Source organism: Kocuria sp. U4B (assembly GCF_054875615.1).
On the sequence record NZ_CM142180.1, the window covers coordinates 317,046 to 335,053 of the forward strand.

Below are 18,008 nucleotides of genomic sequence, written 5' to 3' on the forward strand. Positions count from 1 at the left end.
GGGCTCTCAGATCTCGGCGACCTCGGCCACGCGGGAGAGCTCCCGGCGCAGCGCGAGCATGGACGTGTAGGTGCAGAAGACGCGCATCGGCCGGTCCCCGGCCTGCGCGACGAACCGGCGCAGCGCCTCGCCGAGGTCCGGGACGACCTCGCGGACCGGGACCTCGTCGTAGTCCAGGCGCAGCGCCATGTCCCAGGCCCGGGTGCCGGCCACCACGTCGACGCCCCCGTCGCGCAGGGAGTGGAAGTCGACGTCCCACAGCCAGGAGACGTCCCGGCCGTCGGCGTACTCGTCGTTGATGGTGATCATCGTGGCGTAGTCGCCGGGCCGGGCCGACGCCAGGGAGAGGCGGAAGCCGGCGGGGTTCTTCACGAGCAGCAGCTGCAGCGGGCGGCCGTCGACCTCGATGGTCTCGCCGCGCCCGAAGGCGGGGGTCACCCGGGACAGCTCGTCGACCAGCGCGGCGCGGTCGGCGGCGGGCCCGGCGACCGCGAGCGCGAGGGCCAGGGCGGCGGCGGCGTTGTAGATGTTGTAGACGCCGTAGAGCTCCACGGTGGTCGAGACGTCCTCGCCGTCCACCGTGAGGTGCACCCGGTTCGCCTCGAAGGACGTCAGCTCCACGGCGGCGCCGGGACGCGGGGCGAGCTCCTGCTCGTGGTCGGCCTCGGCGTCGGGGCCGCCGGCGGAGCGCATGTCGTCGTCGGAGGGGAACATGGGCCGCAGCCGGGCCGAGAGGCCGAACCAGTGCACGCCGGTGCCGTCGGGGACGTGCTCGGCGAGGGAGGCGATGCGGGGGTCCTCCCGGTTGAGCACGACCGCGCCCGTGGTCGCCGCGGCGACCTCGGCGAGCATCCGGCGGGTGGTGTCGATCTCGCCGAAGCGGTCGAGCTGGTCGCGCATGACGTTGAGCAGCAGCGCGTAGCGGGGCCGCACCTGCTTGACGAAGTGCACGGCGTGCGCCTCGTCGAGCTCCAGCACGGCGATGTCGGCGTCCAGGCGGCCGGTGAGGCTCATCTCCCCCAGCAGGGCGGCGGCGACGCCGCGCACGAAGTTCGAGCCCGTGCGGTTGGTGAAGACCTTGTAGCCCTGGGCGCGCAGCAGCTGCACGGCCATCTTGGTGGTCGTCGTCTTGCCGTTGGTGCCGCTGATCACGGCCACGCCGTGCGGGAGCTTCGCGAGCTCCTCGGCCACGAAGCCGGGATGCAGCTTCTCCATCACGAGGCCGGGGAACGCGGAGCCTCCGCCGCGCAGGGTGGAGAGGTACCGGATGCCTTGGCCGAGCAGGCGCACGTGGGGTCGGGACATGCGCTCCATCCTAGGGCGTCCGCCGGCGCTGCCCCGCCGGGCGGGGCCGGCCGTGCCGGGGGCTCGGGCCTCCCGGCTGCCCGGGCCCGTCCTGGGCGGGCACCTCCGCCGCCGGGGCGCGGCGCTGCGCCGCTGGGGGGCGTCCGTCGTGCGGACCGCACCGAGCAGGGTGGCGGGCGAAGGCGGCGGTCAGCTCGTCCCGAGGGGCAGCGGCGGCCCCGGGCCGGCCGGCACCCGCTCCGACGCCCGACCGCACGCCCCGGGAGGCATACAGTAAGGGCACGTACCGCTTCCTCGGGGACCCCGGGGAAGTGCCCGGCACCTTCAGCAGCGAGGGGGGCCCGGGCGGAACGGACGAGGAGCACGACGATGTGCGGCATCGCGGGAGAAATCGCGTTCAGAGGAACGCGGGCCGACAGCGAGGCGGTGAGCCGGATGACGGCCGCCCTGGCCGAGCGGGGACCGGACGGGCACGGCCAGTGGAGCGGGGGCTGGGTGGGGCTGGGCCACCGGCGGCTGAAGGTCATCGACCTGTCCGAGGCCGGGGCCCAGCCCATGGTCGACGAGGACCGGGGCCTGAGCATCGTCTTCAACGGGTGCATCTACAACCACCGAGAGCTGCGGCAGCAGCTGCGGGACGACTACGAGTTCCGCTCCACCTCCGACACCGAGGTGATCCTGGCCGCCTACGACCGGTGGGGCGAGGACTTCGTGGACCACCTCGTGGGCATGTTCGCGATCGCCCTCGTCGACCGGGCGCGGGAGCAGGTCGTGCTGGCGCGGGACCGGCTGGGCATCAAGCCGCTGTACCTGGCGCAGGTGGGCCGGCGCCTGCGGTTCGCCTCCACCCTGCCCGCCCTGGTGGCCGCTGGCGGGGCCGACACCTCCATCGACGACGTCGCCCTGCACCACTACCTGAGCTGGCACTCCATCGTCCCGGCACCGCGGACGATCCTGTCCGGGGTCACCAAGCTGCCCCCGGCGACGGTGCGCGTGGTCGAGGCCTGCGGGCGGACCCGGGACCGGGTGTACTGGCAGCCCGACTACATCCGCCGGGCAGAGCACGCACGGTGGGCGCCCGAGGACTGGCAGCAGGCGGTGCACGAAGCCCTGCGCACCGCCGTGGCCAGGCGGCTGGTCGCCGACGTCCCGGTGGGGGTGCTGCTGTCGGGCGGGCTGGACTCGAGCCTGCTCGTGGCCCTGCTGGCCGAGGCCGGCCGGCAGCACCTGTCCACCTTCAGCATCGGCTTCGACGCCGCCGGGGACCGTGCCGGGGACGAGTTCTCCTACTCCGACCTGGTGGCCGAGGCCTTCGGCACCGACCACCACCGCCTGCACATCACCACCACCGACCTGCCCGGTGCGGTGCAGGACACGGTGGCGGCGATGACCGAGCCGATGACCAGCCACGACGTCACCGCCTTCCACCTGCTGTCGGCGGCGGTGTCCGCCCACGTGAAGGTCGTGCAGTCCGGGCAGGGCGCGGACGAGGTGTTCGCCGGCTACGCCTACCACCAGGCGGCCGCGGCGGTTCCCCGGAACACGGCCCTGGACACGTTCATCGCGGCGTTCACCGACCACGACCGCACCGGGCTGGCCGGGATCCTCGCTCCGGACCGGCTGCCCCCGGGCGACCCCAGCCGAGCCCTGCTGGCCGAGCACCTGGCCGCCCCGGGAGCGGAGACGGCCCTGGACGCGGTGCTGCGCCTGGACACCCACCTGCTCATGGCCGACGACCCCGTCAAGCGGGTGGACGGCATGACCATGGCCTTCGGGCTGGAGGCCCGCGTGCCGTTCCTGGACCAGGACCTGGTGGAGCTGGCGGCGGCCTGCCCGCCGGAGCTGAAGACCGCCCGGTCCGGCAAGGGCGTCCTCAAGGACCTGGGGCGCAGCATTCTTCCCGCCGAGGTTGTCGACCGGCCCAAGGGCTACTTCCCCGTGCCGGCCCTGTGCCATCTGGAGGAGCCGATCCTCGGCATGGTCCGCGAGGCGCTCCGCGCGCCCGAGGCCAGGCGGCGGGGCCTGTTCCGCACCGAGACCGTCGAGGACCTCCTGGCGCAGCCCAACGCCCGCCACGCGCCGACCGGGCCCAACGTGCTGTGGCAGCTGGGCCTGCTGGAGATGTGGCTCCAGCGCCACGGGGTCGGGTGACAGCCGTGGCCCGGGGCAACGGCCCCGGCACCGGGACGGCACCGGGATCGACGGGAAGGACGGCGGCGTGCGCCCGTTCGGCGGGGAGGAGGAACTGCCGGGGAGCTGCCGAGGAAACTGCTGCGGGCTGAGGCGCCGGACGTGCCGGCGTCCCTGCTGCGCACGCGGAGCCGGCAGGTCGGCCGCTCCGGGAGACCCGGGTGCGGCACGGCTTCCTCCGTGCGGCACGGGCATCGCTGGTAGAATCCCTGGCCGGTGCCCGAGGCGGGCGTCCTCGGCGGCGGCCACGGCGCGCGCACCGGCAACTGCGACGGACGGACACCCCATGACAGACCACCAGAGCAGCGGAGCGCCCGTGGCGCAGCTGCACGACCTGCTGCTGGAGTCCAAGGACATCAGCGGGTTCCTCGACGAGTTCACCCGCGCCATCGCCCAGGCCCTGTCCACCGACGGCGACGAGGCGTGGTGCGCGGTGACCCTGCTGCGGCCGAAGAAGTCCGCCACCGTGGCGTCCTCCAGCGACCACGCCGAGGCCCTGGACGAGATCCAGTACCACTTCGGCGACGGACCGTGCCTCACCGCCGCCCGGGAGCACCGGACGGTCCACGTCCGCGACACCCGCACCGACCCCCGGTGGCCCGACTACGGGCGGGCCGCGGCCGAGAACGGCATCCTCTCCGCCCTCGGGGTGCCCTTCGAGCTCGGCGACGAGGCGAGCGCGGGCCTGAACGTCTACGCCGACCGCCCGGGCAAGTTCGACGAGGCGACCGTCGAGGTCGTCCAGCGCCACGTGGCCGCCGTCTCCACGACCCTGCGCCTGGCCGTGCGCCTGGCCCGACACCGTGACACCGAGGCCGACCTGCAGGCGGCCATGGCCTCGCGCACCTCCATCGACCTGGCCGTGGGCATCGTCATGGGCCAGAACCGCTGCACCCAGGACGAGGCCGTGAGGATCCTGATGGCCGCCTCCAGCCACCGCAACGTCAAGCTGCGGGACCTGGCCGCCGAACTGGTCGCGACGGTGGGCAGGGGACCGGCCACCACCCACTTCGACCACTGAGCACTCCCCCACCGGCAGAGCAGCAGGCCGGCCGGCCCTCCGTCCGGCGGCGGCGGGCGGGCGCCCCGGCACCCGGTCGCCGTAGCACCGCCGCAACACGGGCGGGGTAGTGTGTGCCAGCACACGGGCCCGGCCCGCCGACCTGACAGAGACGGATCCTTGGACAACCCACTCCTGCGCCCCAGCGACCTCCCCTACGAGCTGCCCGACTTCGGCCGGCTCCGGGAGGAGCACTTCCTGCCGGCCTTCGAGGCCGCCATGGCGCACGACCTCGCCAACGTCGAGGCGGTCCTCACCGACCCGGCCGCCCCGACCTTCGCCAACACCGTCGAGGTCCTCGAGCGCGGAGGCCTGTTCCTGGACCGCGTGGAGTCGGTGTTCTTCACCCTCACCGCCGCCCACAACACCCCCGGCGTCCAGCGGATCTACGAGCAGCTCGCGCCCCGGCTGTCGAAGCACAAGGCGGACTTCACGCTCAACAAGGCCCTCTACCACCGGGTGCGCCGGGTCGACCGCACGGACCTGGAGCCCTGGCAGGTCCGTGCGCTGGACGAGTACCTGTCCTGGTTCCAGCGCTCCGGCGTGGAGCTGACCCTCGACGAGCAGGCCCGGCTGCGGCGGATCAACGACGAGCTCTCCGCGCTGAGCATCCGCTTCGGCAACGACCTGATCCAGGAGGTGCACGCCTCCGCCGTGCTGGTCGAGGACCCGGCGGAGCTCGACGGGATGGCCGAGGCCGACGTCGAGGCCGCGGCCCTCGCCGCCGCCGAGCAGGGCCACCCCGGCCGGTGGCTGCTCACCCCGTCCCTGTTCACCGTCCAGCCGGCGCTGTCCGTGCTCACGGACCGGGCGCTGCGCCGGCGGATCCACCTGGCCGCCGTCAACCGCGGCACGGGGGCGCGCGGCGGCCCGGGCTCCCAGAGCCGCATCGACCTGCTGCCCGTGGCCGCGCGGATCGCCGCGCTGCGGGCCGAGCAGTCCGAGCTGCTGGGCTGCCGCAGCCACGCCGAGTACGTGATGCAGGCCAGCACGGCGCCCTCCCCCGAGGCGGTGCACGAGATGCTCGAGCGGGTCAGCGGGCCCGCCGTGCGCAACGCGCTCGAGGAGCGGGCCGAGCTGGAGGCGCTCGCCGGGCACCGGATCGAGGCCTGGGACTGGCCGTTCTGGGCGGAGCGGGCGCGCCGGGAGCGGTTCGCCGTGGACACCTCCGCGCTGCGGGAGTGGTTCGAGCTGGAGTCCGTGCTCGAGCAGGGGATCTTCCGCACGGCACGGGAGCTCTACGGGCTGGTCTTCACCGAGCGCCCGGACCTGCGCGGCTACCTGCCCGAGGTGCGCGTGTGGGAGGTCACCGACGAGCGGGGCCGCGGGGTGGGGCTGTTCCTCGGCGACTGGTTCACCCGCTCCACCAAGCAGGGCGGAGCGTGGATGGGGTCCCTCGTGCACCAGAACCGGCTCACGGGGCAGCGGCCCGTCGTCGTGAACAACGCGAACTTCACCCCGCCCCCGGCGGGCAGCCCGAAGCTGCTCACCCTCGACGAGGTGGTGACGGTCTTCCACGAGTTCGGCCACGCCCTGCACGGGCTGCTCTCGGACGTGCACCTGCCCTCGTTCTCGGGCACGAAGGTGCCGCGGGACTTCGTGGAGTACCCCTCGCAGGTGCACGAGATGTGGGCGCTGCACCCGGACGTGGCCCCGCACTACGCCCGTCACCACGTCAGCGGGGAGCCGCTGCCCGAGCAGACCCTGGAGGCCCTGCGGGCGGCGGCCGCCCACGGGCAGGGCTTCCGCACCGTGGAGTACCTGGCCTCCACGTGCGTGGACCTCGCCTGGCACGGGAGCGCGGACCCCGACGGGCCGCCCGCCCCCCACACCGTGGAGGCCGGGGCCCTGGCCCGGGCCGGCCTGGACGTGCGCGGCATCGACCCGCGCTACCGGACGGGCTACTTCAAGCACGTCTTCGCCGGCGGCTACTCCGCGGGCTACTGGTCCTACCTGTGGTCGGAGATCCTCGACGCGGACACCGCCCAGTGGTTCACCGCCCGCGGCGGGCTGACCCGCGACAACGGCCGGCGCTTCGCCGCGGAGGTGCTCTCCCGCGGCAACGAGACCGCCCCGATGGAGGCGTTCGAGGCGCTGCTGGGCCGTGGCCCGCACCTGCGCGCCCTGCTCGAACGCCGCGGGCTGCTGCCGCGGGAGCAGTTCGTGCACCGGCGCCGGGGCGCCCCCGCGCCGGAGGCGCCCGTGCGCGCCTGAGCCGCGGCACGGGCGGGCGCCGTCATGTGGGGTCTGCCCCTTCCTCGCGCGCGGCGGGGAGGCGGACAATCCCACCATGACGACTCTCAAGCCCTGCCTGTGGTTCGACACCGAAGCCGAGGACGCGGCGAACTTCTACCTCACGGTGTTCCCCGACTCCCGGATCACCGGCATCACCTACTACGGCGAGGCCGGACCGCGGCCGGCGGACATGGTGCTGACGGTGGAGTTCGAGCTCGACGGCAATCCGTTCACCGCCCTCAACGGCGGACCCGAGTTCAGCTTCAGCCATGCCGTGTCGTTCCAGATCGACTGCACCGACCAGGCGGAGGTGGACCGGTACTGGGAGGCCCTCACCGCCGACGGCGGGCAGGAGGACATGTGCGGGTGGCTCAAGGACAAGTACGGGCTGTCCTGGCAGGTGGTGCCCCGCCGGCTCGTCGAGCTGCTGGCCGACCCCGACCCGGGCCGGGCGCAGCGGGTGATGTCCGCCATGATGCCGATGCGCAGGATCGTCGTCGCCGACCTGGAGGCCGCCGCGGACGCCGCCTGACCGGGCGCCGCCCCGGGCGGTCCCGGCCCGGGGCGGCGACCCGGGCCGGGACCGCCCGGATCAGGACGCGGGCCAGGCCCGGGCGATGTCCTGGCGGGTGTCGCCCAGGGTCTGCATGATCGCCTTGGTCCCGGCCAGCACCGGCATGAAGTTCGCGTCCCCGCTCCAGCGCGGCACCACGTGCTGGTGCAGGTGCTCCGAGAGGGAGCCGCCCGCGGCGGAGCCCAGGTTGATCCCCACGTTGAAGGCGTGGGGGGAGGCGACCTCGCGGATCGTCGCGATCGCGGTGCGGGTGAGCTGGGTGAGCTCCCGCGCCTCGTCGTCGTCGAGCTCCGTGAGGTCCGCGACGTGCCGGTACGGGCACACGAGCAGGTGCCCGGGGTTGTACGGGAACAGGTTGAGGATCACGAAGCAGTGCTCGCCGCGGTGGACGATCAGGGACTCCTCGTCCGGGCGCCCGGGCCCGTTGCAGAACGGGCAGCCCGGATCGGCGTGCACGGACGGGTCCTCCCCGCGCACGTAGGCGAGCCGGTGCGGGGTCCACAGCCGCTGGAAGCTGTCCGGGACCCCGGGGATCTCGAACTCGTCCTGGCGGATCCAGCGGTGCGGGGGTCCGGCCTCGGGGGCGGGCCCCGTCACCGGGCCTCCGCGGGCTCGCTCGCCACGGCGTTCGCCGTCGGGTCGGTGTTGACGCGGCCCCGCACGTGCGCCACGATCCGCTCCACGGCCTCGGCCACCGGCACCCGGTTCTCCTGGGAGCCGTCGCGGAAGCGGAAGGACACGGCGGCGGACTCCGCGTCCTCCCCGCCGGCGATGAGCACGAACGGGACCTTCTCCTTGGAGGCGGTGCGGATCTTCTTGGGGAACCGGTCGGAGCCCGCGTCGAGCTCCACCCGCACCCCGCGGGCCCGCAGCTGGTCGACGACGGCCTGCAGGTAGTCGTTGAACGCCTCCGCGACCGGGATCGCGCGGACCTGCACGGGGGCCAGCCACGCCGGGAACGCGCCCGCGTAGTGCTCCACGAGCACGCCCATGAACCGCTCGATCGAGCCGAACTTCGCGGAGTGGATCATCACCGGGCGCTGCCGGGTGCCGTCGGCGGCCTGGTACTCGAGGTCGAAGCGCTCCGGCTGGTTGAAGTCGTACTGGATCGTCGACATCTGCCAGGTGCGCCCGATCGCGTCCTTGGCCTGCACGGAGACCTTCGGCCCGTAGTACGCGGCTCCCCCGGGGTCCGGCACGAGGTCCAGGCCGGTCCCGGTGCAGACCTCCTCCAGGACGCGGGTGGCCTCCGCCCACTGCTCGTCGGAGCCGATGAACTTGTCCGACTCGGGGTCGCGCGTGGACAGCTCGAGGTAGAAGTCGTTCATGCCGAAGTCCCGCAGCAGCCCGAGGATGAAGTCCAGCAGGTGGCGGATCTCCCCCGGGGCGTCCTCGCGGGTGACGTAGGAGTGGGAGTCGTCCTGGGCGAACCCGCGCACGCGGGTGAGCCCGTGCACCACGCCCGACTTCTCGTAGCGGTACACGTGCCCGAACTCGAACAGCCGCAGGGGCAGGTCGCGGTAGGAGCGGCCCCGGGAGCGGTAGATGAGGTTGTGCATGGGGCAGTTCATGGCCTTGAGCCGGTAGTCCTGGCCCGGCTTGGTGACGTTGCCGTCCTCGTCCCGCTCCTCGTCCACGTGCAGGGGCGGGAACATGGTGTCGGCGTAGTAGGGCAGGTGCCCCGAGGTGTGGAACAGCCCGTCCTTGGAGATGTGCGGGGTCCCCACGTACTGGAAGCCCTCGGCGACGTGGCGGTCGCGGACGTAGTCCTCCATCTCGCGCTTGATGATCCCGCCCTTGGGGTGGAAGACCGGCAGGCCGGAGCCGAGCTCGTCCGGGAAGGAGAACAGGTCGAGCTCGACGCCGAGCCGGCGGTGGTCGCGCCGCTCCGCCTCGGCGAGGCGGTCCTTGTACGCGGTCAGCTCCTCCTTGGTGGGCCAGGCCGTGCCGTAGATGCGCTGCAGCTGCTTGTTCTTCTCCGAGCCGCGCCAGTAGGCGGCGGCCGAGCGCATGAGGGCGTAGCCGTTGCCGATGAGCTTGGTGTCCGGCAGGTGCGGGCCGCGGCACAGGTCCTTCCACACCGTCTCCCCGCTCTTGCGGTCCACGTTGTCGTAGATCGTCAGCTCCCCGGCGCCGACCTCCACGGAGGCGCCCTCGGCCGCGGCGTCGACGTCCCCGCCGGAGCCGGGGCCCTGGGACAGGCCGATGAGCTCGAGCTTGTACGGCTCGTCCGCCATCTCCGCCCGGGCCTCCTCCTCGCTCACCGCGCGGCGGCGGAAGGACTGGGTCGAGTTGACGATCTTCTGCATCCGCTTCTCGATGGCCTTGAGGTCCTCGGGCGTGAACGCCTGCTCGACGTCGAAGTCGAAGTAGAAGCCGTCGGTGATGTAGGGGCCGATGCCGAGCTTCGCGTCCTCGTGCAGCTGCTGCACGGCCTGGGCCATGACGTGGGCGGCGGAGTGGCGCAGGACCTCGAGGCCCTCCGGGTCGGAGATCAGCACGCGCTCCACGACGTCGCCGTCGGCGAGCTCCGTGGCGAGGTCCTTGAGCACCCCGTTGACGTGGGCCACGACGACGGCGCGGTCCTCCCGGTACAGCTCCGCGGCGGTGGTCCCGGTCCCGACCGTGCGCTGCTCGCCGTCGACGGTGATCGTGAGGGGGGCGGACTCGGGCGTGGGCTCCGGCGCGGTGGTCATGGGGAGGGTGCTCCTTCGATCGGCGGGCAGCACGCACCCGTACGGGGGGCGCGCGCGGGCGGCGCCGGGGCACGGCGCACGCCGTCTTCGATGGTACCCGCCCGGTGAGATGATGACCGGCGGAGGTGAGGCCCCCCGATGCCCGCAGACGACCCGAGACCGCCCGACCGCCCCGGAGACCCCGGACCCGGCGCCCCGCCGCCCCCGCAGCGGCTGTGGACCGCCGGGTTCGTGCTGATGTGGGCCGGGCAGTTCCTCATCGCCGTGAACTTCTACCTGCTGATGACCGTCATGGCCCTCTACGCCATGGAGCGCTTCGGCGCGGACGAGTCGCTGGCGGGGATCGCCACGAGCGCGTTCATCGCGGGGGCGGTGCTCACCCGCCTGCTCACGGGCAAGTACATGGAGCTGCTCGGGCGGCGGCGGGTGCTGCGCACCGCGCTGGTGCTGCTGGTGCTGTGCGCGGCGGCCTACCTGCCGGACACCGGCTTCGGCGGCCTGCTGGTGGTCCGGGTGCTCAACGGCGCGGCCTTCGGGATGGCCACCACCGTCCTGCCGGCCGCCGTGCAGGCCCTCATCCCCCCGCACCGGCGGGGGGAGGGCACGGGCTACTTCATGCTCTCCACCACGCTGGCCGCGGCCCTGGGCCCCCTGGCGGGGCTGGCCCTGTCCACGGCCCTGGGCTACGGGGCGCTGTTCTGGATCTGCACGGGGATCGCGGGGCTGGGGCTGGCCGTGGGGGCGGTCACCCGGGTCCCCGAGCTGGAGCTCTCCGCCGCGCAGCGGGCGGGGCTGCGCTCCTTCTCCGTCGGGCAGTTCGTGGAGGCGCGGGCGCTGCCGGTCTCCGCGCTCATGCTCTTCGTGGGCGCGGGCTACGCGTCCGTGCTGTCCTTCCTCAACCCCTTCGCGGCGGAGACGGGCCTCGTGGGCCCGGCGGGGGGCTACTTCCTGGCCTACGCCGCCACGGTGCTCGTGAGCCGGCCCTTCGCGGGGCGGCTGCAGGACCGCCGCGGGGACGACGCGGTGCTCTACCCGTCCCTGCTGCTGTTCGTGGTCGCGCTGCTGCTGCTGGCCGCCGCGGACTCCGCGGCCCTCGTGCTCGCCTCGGGCGTGGTGCTGGGCGTCGGCTACGGCGCCGTGCTCTCGGCCGCGCAGGCCGCCGCGATGCGCTCGGCCCCGCTGACGCGGGTGGGTCTGGCCACCTCGACCTACTTCCTGTGCATGGACGTGGGGGTGGCGCTGGGCCCGGTGGTGATGGGGGCGCTCATCCCGGGGCTGGGCTACCGGGGGATGTACGTCGCGGCCGCGGGCGTGGTCGCCGCGGGCCTGCTCTACTACGCGGGCGTGCCCGCCCGGGCGCGGCGCCGCGCGGCCTGAGCAGGGCGGCCTGAGCCGGGCGGGCACGACGACGGGGCCCCGTCACCTCGCGGTGACGGGGGCCCCGGACGACCAGGCCGGGAGGACCCGGCGGGATCGGGTGGGATCAGATGCGGCGGTCGCGGTCGGTGAGGCCGCGGTCGGTGTCGGTCTCGACCTCGACCTGCTCCTTGCGGACGTCGGCGTCGACCCGCTGGGTGTCGGTGACGACCTCCTTGTCGAGCTCCACGCGCTCGACGCCCACGGTCTCCTTGGCGACGACGGGGCGCTCCTCGTGGAGGACCACCTCCACGTCCTCCTCGCCGATGGTGCCGGTGGTGGCCTCGGTGCCGTTGAGCGGGGTGCGCTCGACACGGACCTCCTCGCGCTGGACGGCGACGTCGACGGTCTCGTGGTCGGTCACGACGTACTTGCGCAGGCGCGCCCGGCCGGTCTCGACGTTCTCCTTGCCGACGTGCAGGCGCTCCTCGTGGCGCACCACGCCGTTGTCGCGGCCCGTGAGGTCGCGGTCGGTGACGTCACGGTCGGCGTAGCCGGCGGTGCGGTCCGTCTCGGCGTAGCCGGCGGTGCGTCCCGTCTCGGCGTAGCCCTCCTCGCCCGAGGCCGCCGAGGTGTCGCGGTCGGTCACCGCGTAGCCCGCGGCGCCCCCGGCCAAGCCGCCGCCGGGAACGGCGTTGCGGTCGGTGTCGACCGTGTCGTAGGAGTCACGGCCGGTCGTGCCGGTGCCGACGTAGTCGGTGCCGCGGTCGTTGTCCGCGTAGCCGGCGGTGCCGTTGCCGGCGCCGGAGTAGTTCAGCTTGTAGTAGCGGTAGATCTCCTCCTCCTCGGAGGGGGAGAGGTGCTGGTCCGCGTCCACGTTCGGGGCGTCCTTGACGACCTCCTTGGTGTACGGGAGGACGAGGCGGTCGCCGTCCTGCTGCGCGCCGTCGACGGGGACGAAGCTCTCCTTGGTGCCGAACAGGCCGGTGTTGACGGTCACGAAGGTGACGTCCTCGGTGTTGTCGTCGAGGAAGACCTGCTGGACCTTGCCGATCTTGTCGCCGTCGGAACCGTAGGCGGTCGCGGACAGAAGAGCGTTGACATCGTACGTGGCCATGAGAACTCCTTGATCTGATTTCTGCGTGGCAACGGACTCCCTGGGTCGGGGCCCGGCGCGGACGTTCTCCGCCGGGGGGCGGGGTGCAGCTCGTCCGCTGTTATTGGTAACCATACTGCCTATCAGCCTCCTGACCAATGGATTCTCCGAGAGTGAAATCACCCTGCGCCCGGCCCCCGGAAGGAGTATTTTCCCTCGCCGCGCCCCGGCTTCCGCAGGCCCCGCCCGCGCGCCGTCCCCCGCCCGGCGCGGGCTCCGGGGGCGTCCCGGCCAGGGCGGCACGCACCGCGGCGGGGGTCGCCGGGTCCGTGAGGTCCCACGCCTGCACCGCGCCGACGCTGATCCCGCGCGGGCCCGTGCGCCGGGTGCGGCCCCGGACCAGGAGCATCCGCGCGCCGAACAGGTGCCGCCCGGAGCGCTCCTGGGCGTCGGCGAAGAAGGCGCAGTCGACCGGGCCCGTGCCGTCGTCGAGGCTCACGAACACGACGCGGCGTCCGCTGCGCACGGGAGGGGTCATGGTGGAGACCCGCACCCCGGCCACCAGCACCTCGGACCGGGTCCGCAGCTCCAGCAGCCGCTCGGCGGGCGTGACCCCGAGCTCCCGCAGCAGGGGGGCCCAGCTGTCCATGAGGTGCGCCGAGACGTCCACGGCGAGCAGCTCCAGCTCGGTGCGCACCTTCTCCTCGACGGTGGGCTCCGGCCGCCGCGCGGCCAGCCCCCGCAGCTCGAGGTCCCCCAGCGGGAGGGCCAGCTGTCCCTCGACCTCCCGGGCCACGGCGGGCCGGGGCGGCCGGTCGGCGTCCGCCCGCGCGCGCAGGGCGTGCACGAGGTCGGCCCGGGAGGCCGCGGCCCCGGAGCGGTGCAGCAGCCCGTCGAGCGCGCCGACGGCGGCGAGCCGCTCCAGGGTCCGCCGCCCCGGGCGCGCCCGCTCCCGCAGGTCGGCGAGCGTGGCGTACGGGCGCCCGGCCGCGATCCGGCGGACCTCGGCGCGGGAGACCCCGTGGATCCCGGTGAGGGCCAGGCGCACCCCCAGGCGGGCCGGGTCCTCGTCGAGGCGCTCCACCCGGTGCTGCTCGTCGGAGCGGTTGACGTCCACGGGCAGGATCGGGATCCCCATCCGGCGGGCCTCCCCCACGAGCAGGCGCTTGGGGTACATCCCGGGGTCGTGCTCCCACAGCCCCGCCAGGAACGCCTCGGGGTGGTGGGCCTTCAGCCACGCGGACTGGTAGGTGGGCACGGCGAACGCGGCCCCGTGGGCCTTGCAGAAGCCGAAGGAGCCGAACGCCGCGAGGATCCCCCACACCCGGTCGACCACGTCCAGCAGATATCCCCTCTCCCGGGCGCGCTCGCGGAAGAACGCCTCCACCTCGAGCCGGCGCTCGGCGCCCAGCCGGCGGCGCAGCTCGTCGGCCCGGGCGAGCCCGCAGCCGGTGAAGACGTCCAGGATGCGCAGGACCTGCTCGTGGAAGACGGTCACCCCGTGGGTCTCCGCGAGGATCGGGTCGAGGTCCGGGTGCACGGACACGGGCCGGGACCAGCCGTGGCGGTGCTCCAGGTAGGGGCGGACCATGTCCGAGTGCATGGGCCCGGGGCGGAAGAGGGAGATGTCCACGATGAGGTCCCCGAAGCCGGTGGGCGCCATCTTGCCGATGAGCTCGCGCTGGCCCGGGGACTCGATCTGGAAGCAGCCGAGGGTGTGGGTCGAGCGGATCAGCTCGAACGTGGCCTCGTCGTCGCGGGGGACCGCCTCGAGGTCCAGACGGGGCCGGTCCGGGTGCAGCCGGGCCACCTCCTCCACGGCGTGGGCGAGCGCCGACTGCATCCGCACGCCGAGGATGTCGAGCTTGAGCATCCCCATGGGGTCCATGTCGTGCTTGTCGAACTGGCTCATGGGCAGCCCCATCCCGCTGGCCTGCACCGGGGTGCGGTCCAGGAGGGTGCGGTCCCCGAGGATCACCCCGCACGGGTGCACGGAGATGTGCCGGGGCAGGCGGTCGAGGCGCTCGGTGAGGTCCACGAGCAGGTCCAGCTGCTTCTCCCGGGCCACCTGCTCGGCGACGGCGCGCAGCTCCGGCCGGTCCGCGAGGGTCCCCCGCAGCGCCGCGGCCGGCAGGTTCCACAGCTGCTTGGCCACGGTGTCGACGGTCTCGGGGTCGACGCCGAGGGCGAGGCCCGCGTCCCGGACGGCGCCGCGGGCCCGGTAGGCGTTCTGCATGCTCATCAGGCTCACCCGCTCGGGCCCGAAGCGGGCGAAGACCTCCCGGTAGACGCGGTGGCGCTGGGCGGACTCGACGTCGATGTCGATGTCCGGCAGGGTCGAGCGGTCGCTGGAGAGGAAGCGCTCGAAGAGCAGCTCGTGCTCGAGGGGGTCCACGTGGGAGACCTCGAGGAGGTAGTTGACGAGGGAGGAGACGCCGGAGCCGCGGGCGGCGTGGCGGATCCCCAGCGCCCCGATCATCGCGGAGACCTCGGCCACGGTGAGGAAGTAGGAGGCGAAGCCGAGCTCTTCGATCACCCCCAGCTCCCGCTCCAGCCGGTCCCGCACGGCCGGGTCCGCCGGGCCCGGGTAGCGCCGCGCCAGCCCGGCCTCGCACCGGGCGCGCAGCTCCCCGGCCGCGGGGCGCTCCAGGCCCAGCACCGCGGCCTCGGGCACCACGGGCCGGCCCCAGCCGCAGTCCGCGACGGGGTCCAGCCGGCACCGGTCGGCGACCCGGTGGGTGCCCCCCAGCAGCGCCGCGGCCCCCGCGTCCCCGAGGTCGGCGGCGCGGGCGATCTCGGCGGCGAGCGCGCGCATGAGCCGGGCGGGCTTGAGCCATCCCTGCCCGTTGGGCTGCAGGGAATCCGGCCCGGGCGCGCCCCTCCCCCGGCCGGCGGCTGCCCCGCCGGCGCCGAGGGCCTCGAGCGGGGTGAGGGCGCGGGCGGCGTCGAGGACGTCGGCGGTGGCGGCCTCGGCGGGGGTCGCGTAGCGCACCGCGTTGGTCAGCACGGGGGTCAGCCCGGCCTCGAGGGCGGCGCGCAGCAGGCGGGCCGCGTGGGAGGTGCTGGACGCCGTGCCGGGGGCGGTCAGGTGGGAGACGACCTCCACCGCGAGCGCCTCCCCGGGCAGCAGGGCCCGCCAGCGGGCCAGGGCGGCGCGCCCGGCGCGGTAGCGGCGGACCGCGAGCTCCCGGCCGACGTCGGAGGCGGGGCCCAGCAGGACGGTCAGCACCGGGCGCTCGCGGGCGGGCGGGCGGGCGTGGGCGGCGACGTCGGCGGCCGTCACCCCGACGGGAGCTCCGCCGGCGCCCCCGCGGCCCTTCCAGGTGCCGGTGCTGGCGTGCGCGGCGGAGACGAGCCGGCACAGGGCGGCGTAGCCGGCGCCGTCGGTGCCGCCGGCGGCGAGGACGACGACCCGCCCGAGGACCCGTTCCCGCCCGGGGTCCAGCAGCGCGAGGTCCGCGCCCAGGACGGGGTCCAGCCCGTGCTCGCGGCACGCCCCGAGGTGCTTGACCGCGCCGTAGAGCCCGTCCCGGTCGGTGCACGCGAGCACGTCGGCGCCGTCGGCCGCCGCTGCTGCGGCGAGGGCGCGCGGACGGCTGACCCCGTAGTGGGCGCTGAACGCGGTGGCGACGTGCAGGTGCGGAAAGCTCACGTCCATATTCGAATACGTGTTCGAAGATTAAGTCAATTGCAAATCATCGGTCCTGGTGGGAGCGGCTCCTGTCCGGCGGCCGGGAGCGCGCATAGGATCGGGCCACCGACGTCCCACGGAAAACGTAAAAGAGGAGCAGGACGATGACGCACCAGCCCGAGGACCTGGGCGAGGCCTACGCCGAGATGCAGCAGGAGGGCCTCAGCGTCCTCGACGAGGACTCGCTGACCGCCAACACGGACGAGGTCAACCGGCGCCGCGCGGACGAGCAGCCCGCCCCGCCGACCGAGCAGCCGGACGACACGAGCACCGAGGACACCGACGGCCCGCCCCCGCCGGACGGCACCCGCTGAGCCCGCGCGCCCGGCCGGCGGGGCGCGCGGACATGTTCGGGCATCTGCGGCGAGGGGCTGGAGATGACCCGGGCGTTGTTCCTACGGTGACGGTCCGTGTTCCTACGGTGACGGTCCGTGCCGGCAGGCCCCGTCCTGCCCGGACCGCGGAGTCGCCGGCCCGGGGAGGACGGGCCGGCCCCGACCGCAGAGGAGGCAGGTGATCGCCATGGGCAGCCCGCCGGACGTGGCTCCACGGCTGGCCGAGATCCTGGGCATCGTGCTGGGGAGCGACGGGATCCCGGTCCGCCTGCGCGCCTGGGACGGCTCCGAGGCCGGCCCGCCCGACGCCCCGCCCCCCGTGATCCGGTCCCGGCGGGCGCTGCGGCGGCTGGTCTGGTCCCCCGGGCAGCTGGGCCTCGCCCGCGCCTACGTGGCCGGGGAGCTCGACCTGCCGGGCGACGCCTTCGCCGCCGTCTCCGCCATCACGTCCGCGGGCCGGCCCACCACGTCCGATCCCCTGACCGCACGCCAGCGGCGGAGGCTGCTCACCGCGGCCGCGCGGCTGGGGGCGCTGGGCCCGGAACCGGCCCCGCCCCCGGAGGAGGTGCGGCTGGACGGTCACGGCCGGCGCCACTCCAGGACCCGCGACGCCGTGGCGATCTCCCACCACTACGACGTCGGCAACGACTTCTACGCCCTGGTCCTCGGGCCCTCGATGGTCTACTCCTGCGCCGTGTGGGACGACGAGCGCACCGGCCTGGACACCGCCCAGGAGACCAAGCTCGACCTGGTGTGCCGCAAGCTCGGTCTGCGGCCGGGCATGCGGGTGCTGGACGTGGGATGCGGCTGGGGCAGCTTCGCCCTGCACGCCGCCCGGCGCTACGGGACCGACGTCCTGGGCATCACCCTCTCCGCCGAGCAGGCCGCCCTCGCCCGCGACCGGGCGGCCGCGGCGGGACTGGCCGGCCGGGTGGAGATCCGGGTCCAGGACTACCGCGACGTCGACGACGGGCCCTTCGACGCCGTCGCCTCCATCGGCATGTCCGAGCACGTCGGCCGCGCCCAGATCGCCGGCTACGCCTCCCACCTGCACGGCCTGCTGGCCCCCGGAGCCCGGCTGCTCAACCATGCCATCGCCTGGAACGCCGGACCGGCCGAGCACGACCCCGACACCTTCATGGCCCGTTACGTCTTCCCTGACGGCGAGGTGCTCAGCCTCACCGAGATGGTCGGCGCCCTGGAGGCCGGGGGCCTGGAGGTCCTCGACGTCGAGGCCCTGCGCCCCCACTACCCTCTGACCCTGCGGGCCTGGGTGCAGCGCCTGGAGGAGCACTGGGACGAGGCGGTCCGGCTCGTCGGGGAAGGACGGGCCCGGGTGTGGCGGCTCTACATGGTCGCCGCCGTGTGGACCTTCGAGTCGGGCCGGCAGGGCGTCGACCAGGTGCTCGTGCAGCGCCCCGGCGGCCCCCTCCCGCCCCTGCGCCGGAGCGCATGGGTCTGACCGGCGCC

12 protein-coding genes are annotated in these 18,008 nt (G+C 74.2%); 7 read left to right on the forward strand and 5 right to left on the reverse strand.

The features are described from left to right. Positions 1 to 6: 6 nt before the first annotated feature. On the reverse strand, positions 7 to 1,314 hold the full coding sequence (locus tag ACYSMR_RS01440; RefSeq protein WP_461747144.1) for a MurT ligase domain-containing protein: 1,308 nt from the start codon (positions 1,312 to 1,314) through the stop codon (positions 7 to 9). A 360-nt stretch (positions 1,315 to 1,674) separates the two neighbouring features. On the opposite strand from ACYSMR_RS01440, the gene ACYSMR_RS01445 reads away from it, so the two are divergent. From ACYSMR_RS01445 to ACYSMR_RS01460, 4 genes are all read left to right on the forward strand, one after another. Continuing rightward, positions 1,675 to 3,456 carry an N-acetylglutaminylglutamine amidotransferase gene (locus ACYSMR_RS01445; protein ID WP_461747145.1) on the forward strand — a complete coding sequence of 594 codons (1,782 nt, stop codon included), beginning with the start codon at positions 1,675 to 1,677 and terminating at the stop codon, positions 3,454 to 3,456. Between the two features lie 325 nt (positions 3,457 to 3,781). Next, positions 3,782 to 4,516 carry a GAF and ANTAR domain-containing protein gene (locus ACYSMR_RS01450; protein ID WP_251333359.1) on the forward strand — a complete coding sequence of 245 codons (735 nt, stop codon included), beginning with the start codon at positions 3,782 to 3,784 and terminating at the stop codon, positions 4,514 to 4,516. Between the two features lie 159 nt (positions 4,517 to 4,675). After that, entirely contained in the window at positions 4,676 to 6,769 is a 2,094-nt protein-coding gene (locus tag ACYSMR_RS01455; RefSeq protein WP_309125242.1) for a M3 family metallopeptidase, read from the forward strand. Between the two features lie 76 nt (positions 6,770 to 6,845). Further along, a complete protein-coding gene (locus ACYSMR_RS01460; protein ID WP_461747146.1) occupies positions 6,846 to 7,322 on the forward strand; it encodes a VOC family protein in 477 nt (158 codons plus the stop codon). 60 nt (positions 7,323 to 7,382) lie between these two features. Here the strand turns inward: ACYSMR_RS01460 and ACYSMR_RS01465 are convergent, their stop codons facing one another. Then, a complete protein-coding gene (locus ACYSMR_RS01465) occupies positions 7,383 to 7,961 on the reverse strand; it encodes an HIT family protein (protein ID WP_251333362.1) in 579 nt (192 codons plus the stop codon). Continuing rightward, positions 7,958 to 10,060: a threonine--tRNA ligase gene (thrS, locus tag ACYSMR_RS01470; RefSeq protein ID WP_309126446.1), complete on the reverse strand. Its 2,103-nt coding sequence runs from the start codon at positions 10,058 to 10,060 to the stop codon at positions 7,958 to 7,960. The genes ACYSMR_RS01465 and thrS overlap by 4 nt, the downstream gene beginning before the upstream one ends. Positions 10,061 to 10,198: 138 nt before the next feature. Between thrS and ACYSMR_RS01475 the strand changes: the two genes are divergently transcribed. Next, complete coding sequence (locus ACYSMR_RS01475; protein WP_461747147.1) at positions 10,199 to 11,437, forward strand: MFS transporter; 1,239 nt, start codon at positions 10,199 to 10,201, stop codon at positions 11,435 to 11,437. A gap of 106 nt (positions 11,438 to 11,543) precedes the next feature. Here the strand turns inward: ACYSMR_RS01475 and ACYSMR_RS01480 are convergent, their stop codons facing one another. Beyond that, positions 11,544 to 12,533, reverse strand: a complete 990-nt coding sequence (locus ACYSMR_RS01480; RefSeq protein WP_309125486.1) for a PRC and DUF2382 domain-containing protein — start codon at positions 12,531 to 12,533, stop codon at positions 11,544 to 11,546. Positions 12,534 to 12,633: 100 nt separating this feature from the next. Further along, positions 12,634 to 16,164 carry a DNA polymerase III subunit alpha gene (locus ACYSMR_RS01485; RefSeq protein WP_461747148.1) on the reverse strand — a complete coding sequence of 1,177 codons (3,531 nt, stop codon included), beginning with the start codon at positions 16,162 to 16,164 and terminating at the stop codon, positions 12,634 to 12,636. A 143-nt stretch (positions 16,165 to 16,307) separates the two neighbouring features. Here ACYSMR_RS01485 and ACYSMR_RS01490 point away from each other — a divergent pair, with 143 nt between their 5' ends. Together ACYSMR_RS01490 and ACYSMR_RS01495 are read left to right on the forward strand one after the other, a co-directional pair. Next, positions 16,308 to 16,517, forward strand: a complete 210-nt coding sequence (locus tag ACYSMR_RS01490; protein ID WP_251333367.1) for a hypothetical protein — start codon at positions 16,308 to 16,310, stop codon at positions 16,515 to 16,517. Positions 16,518 to 16,725: 208 nt separating this feature from the next. Further along, a complete protein-coding gene (locus ACYSMR_RS01495) occupies positions 16,726 to 18,000 on the forward strand; it encodes a class I SAM-dependent methyltransferase (RefSeq protein ID WP_461747149.1) in 1,275 nt (424 codons plus the stop codon). Positions 18,001 to 18,008 lie beyond the last annotated feature (8 nt).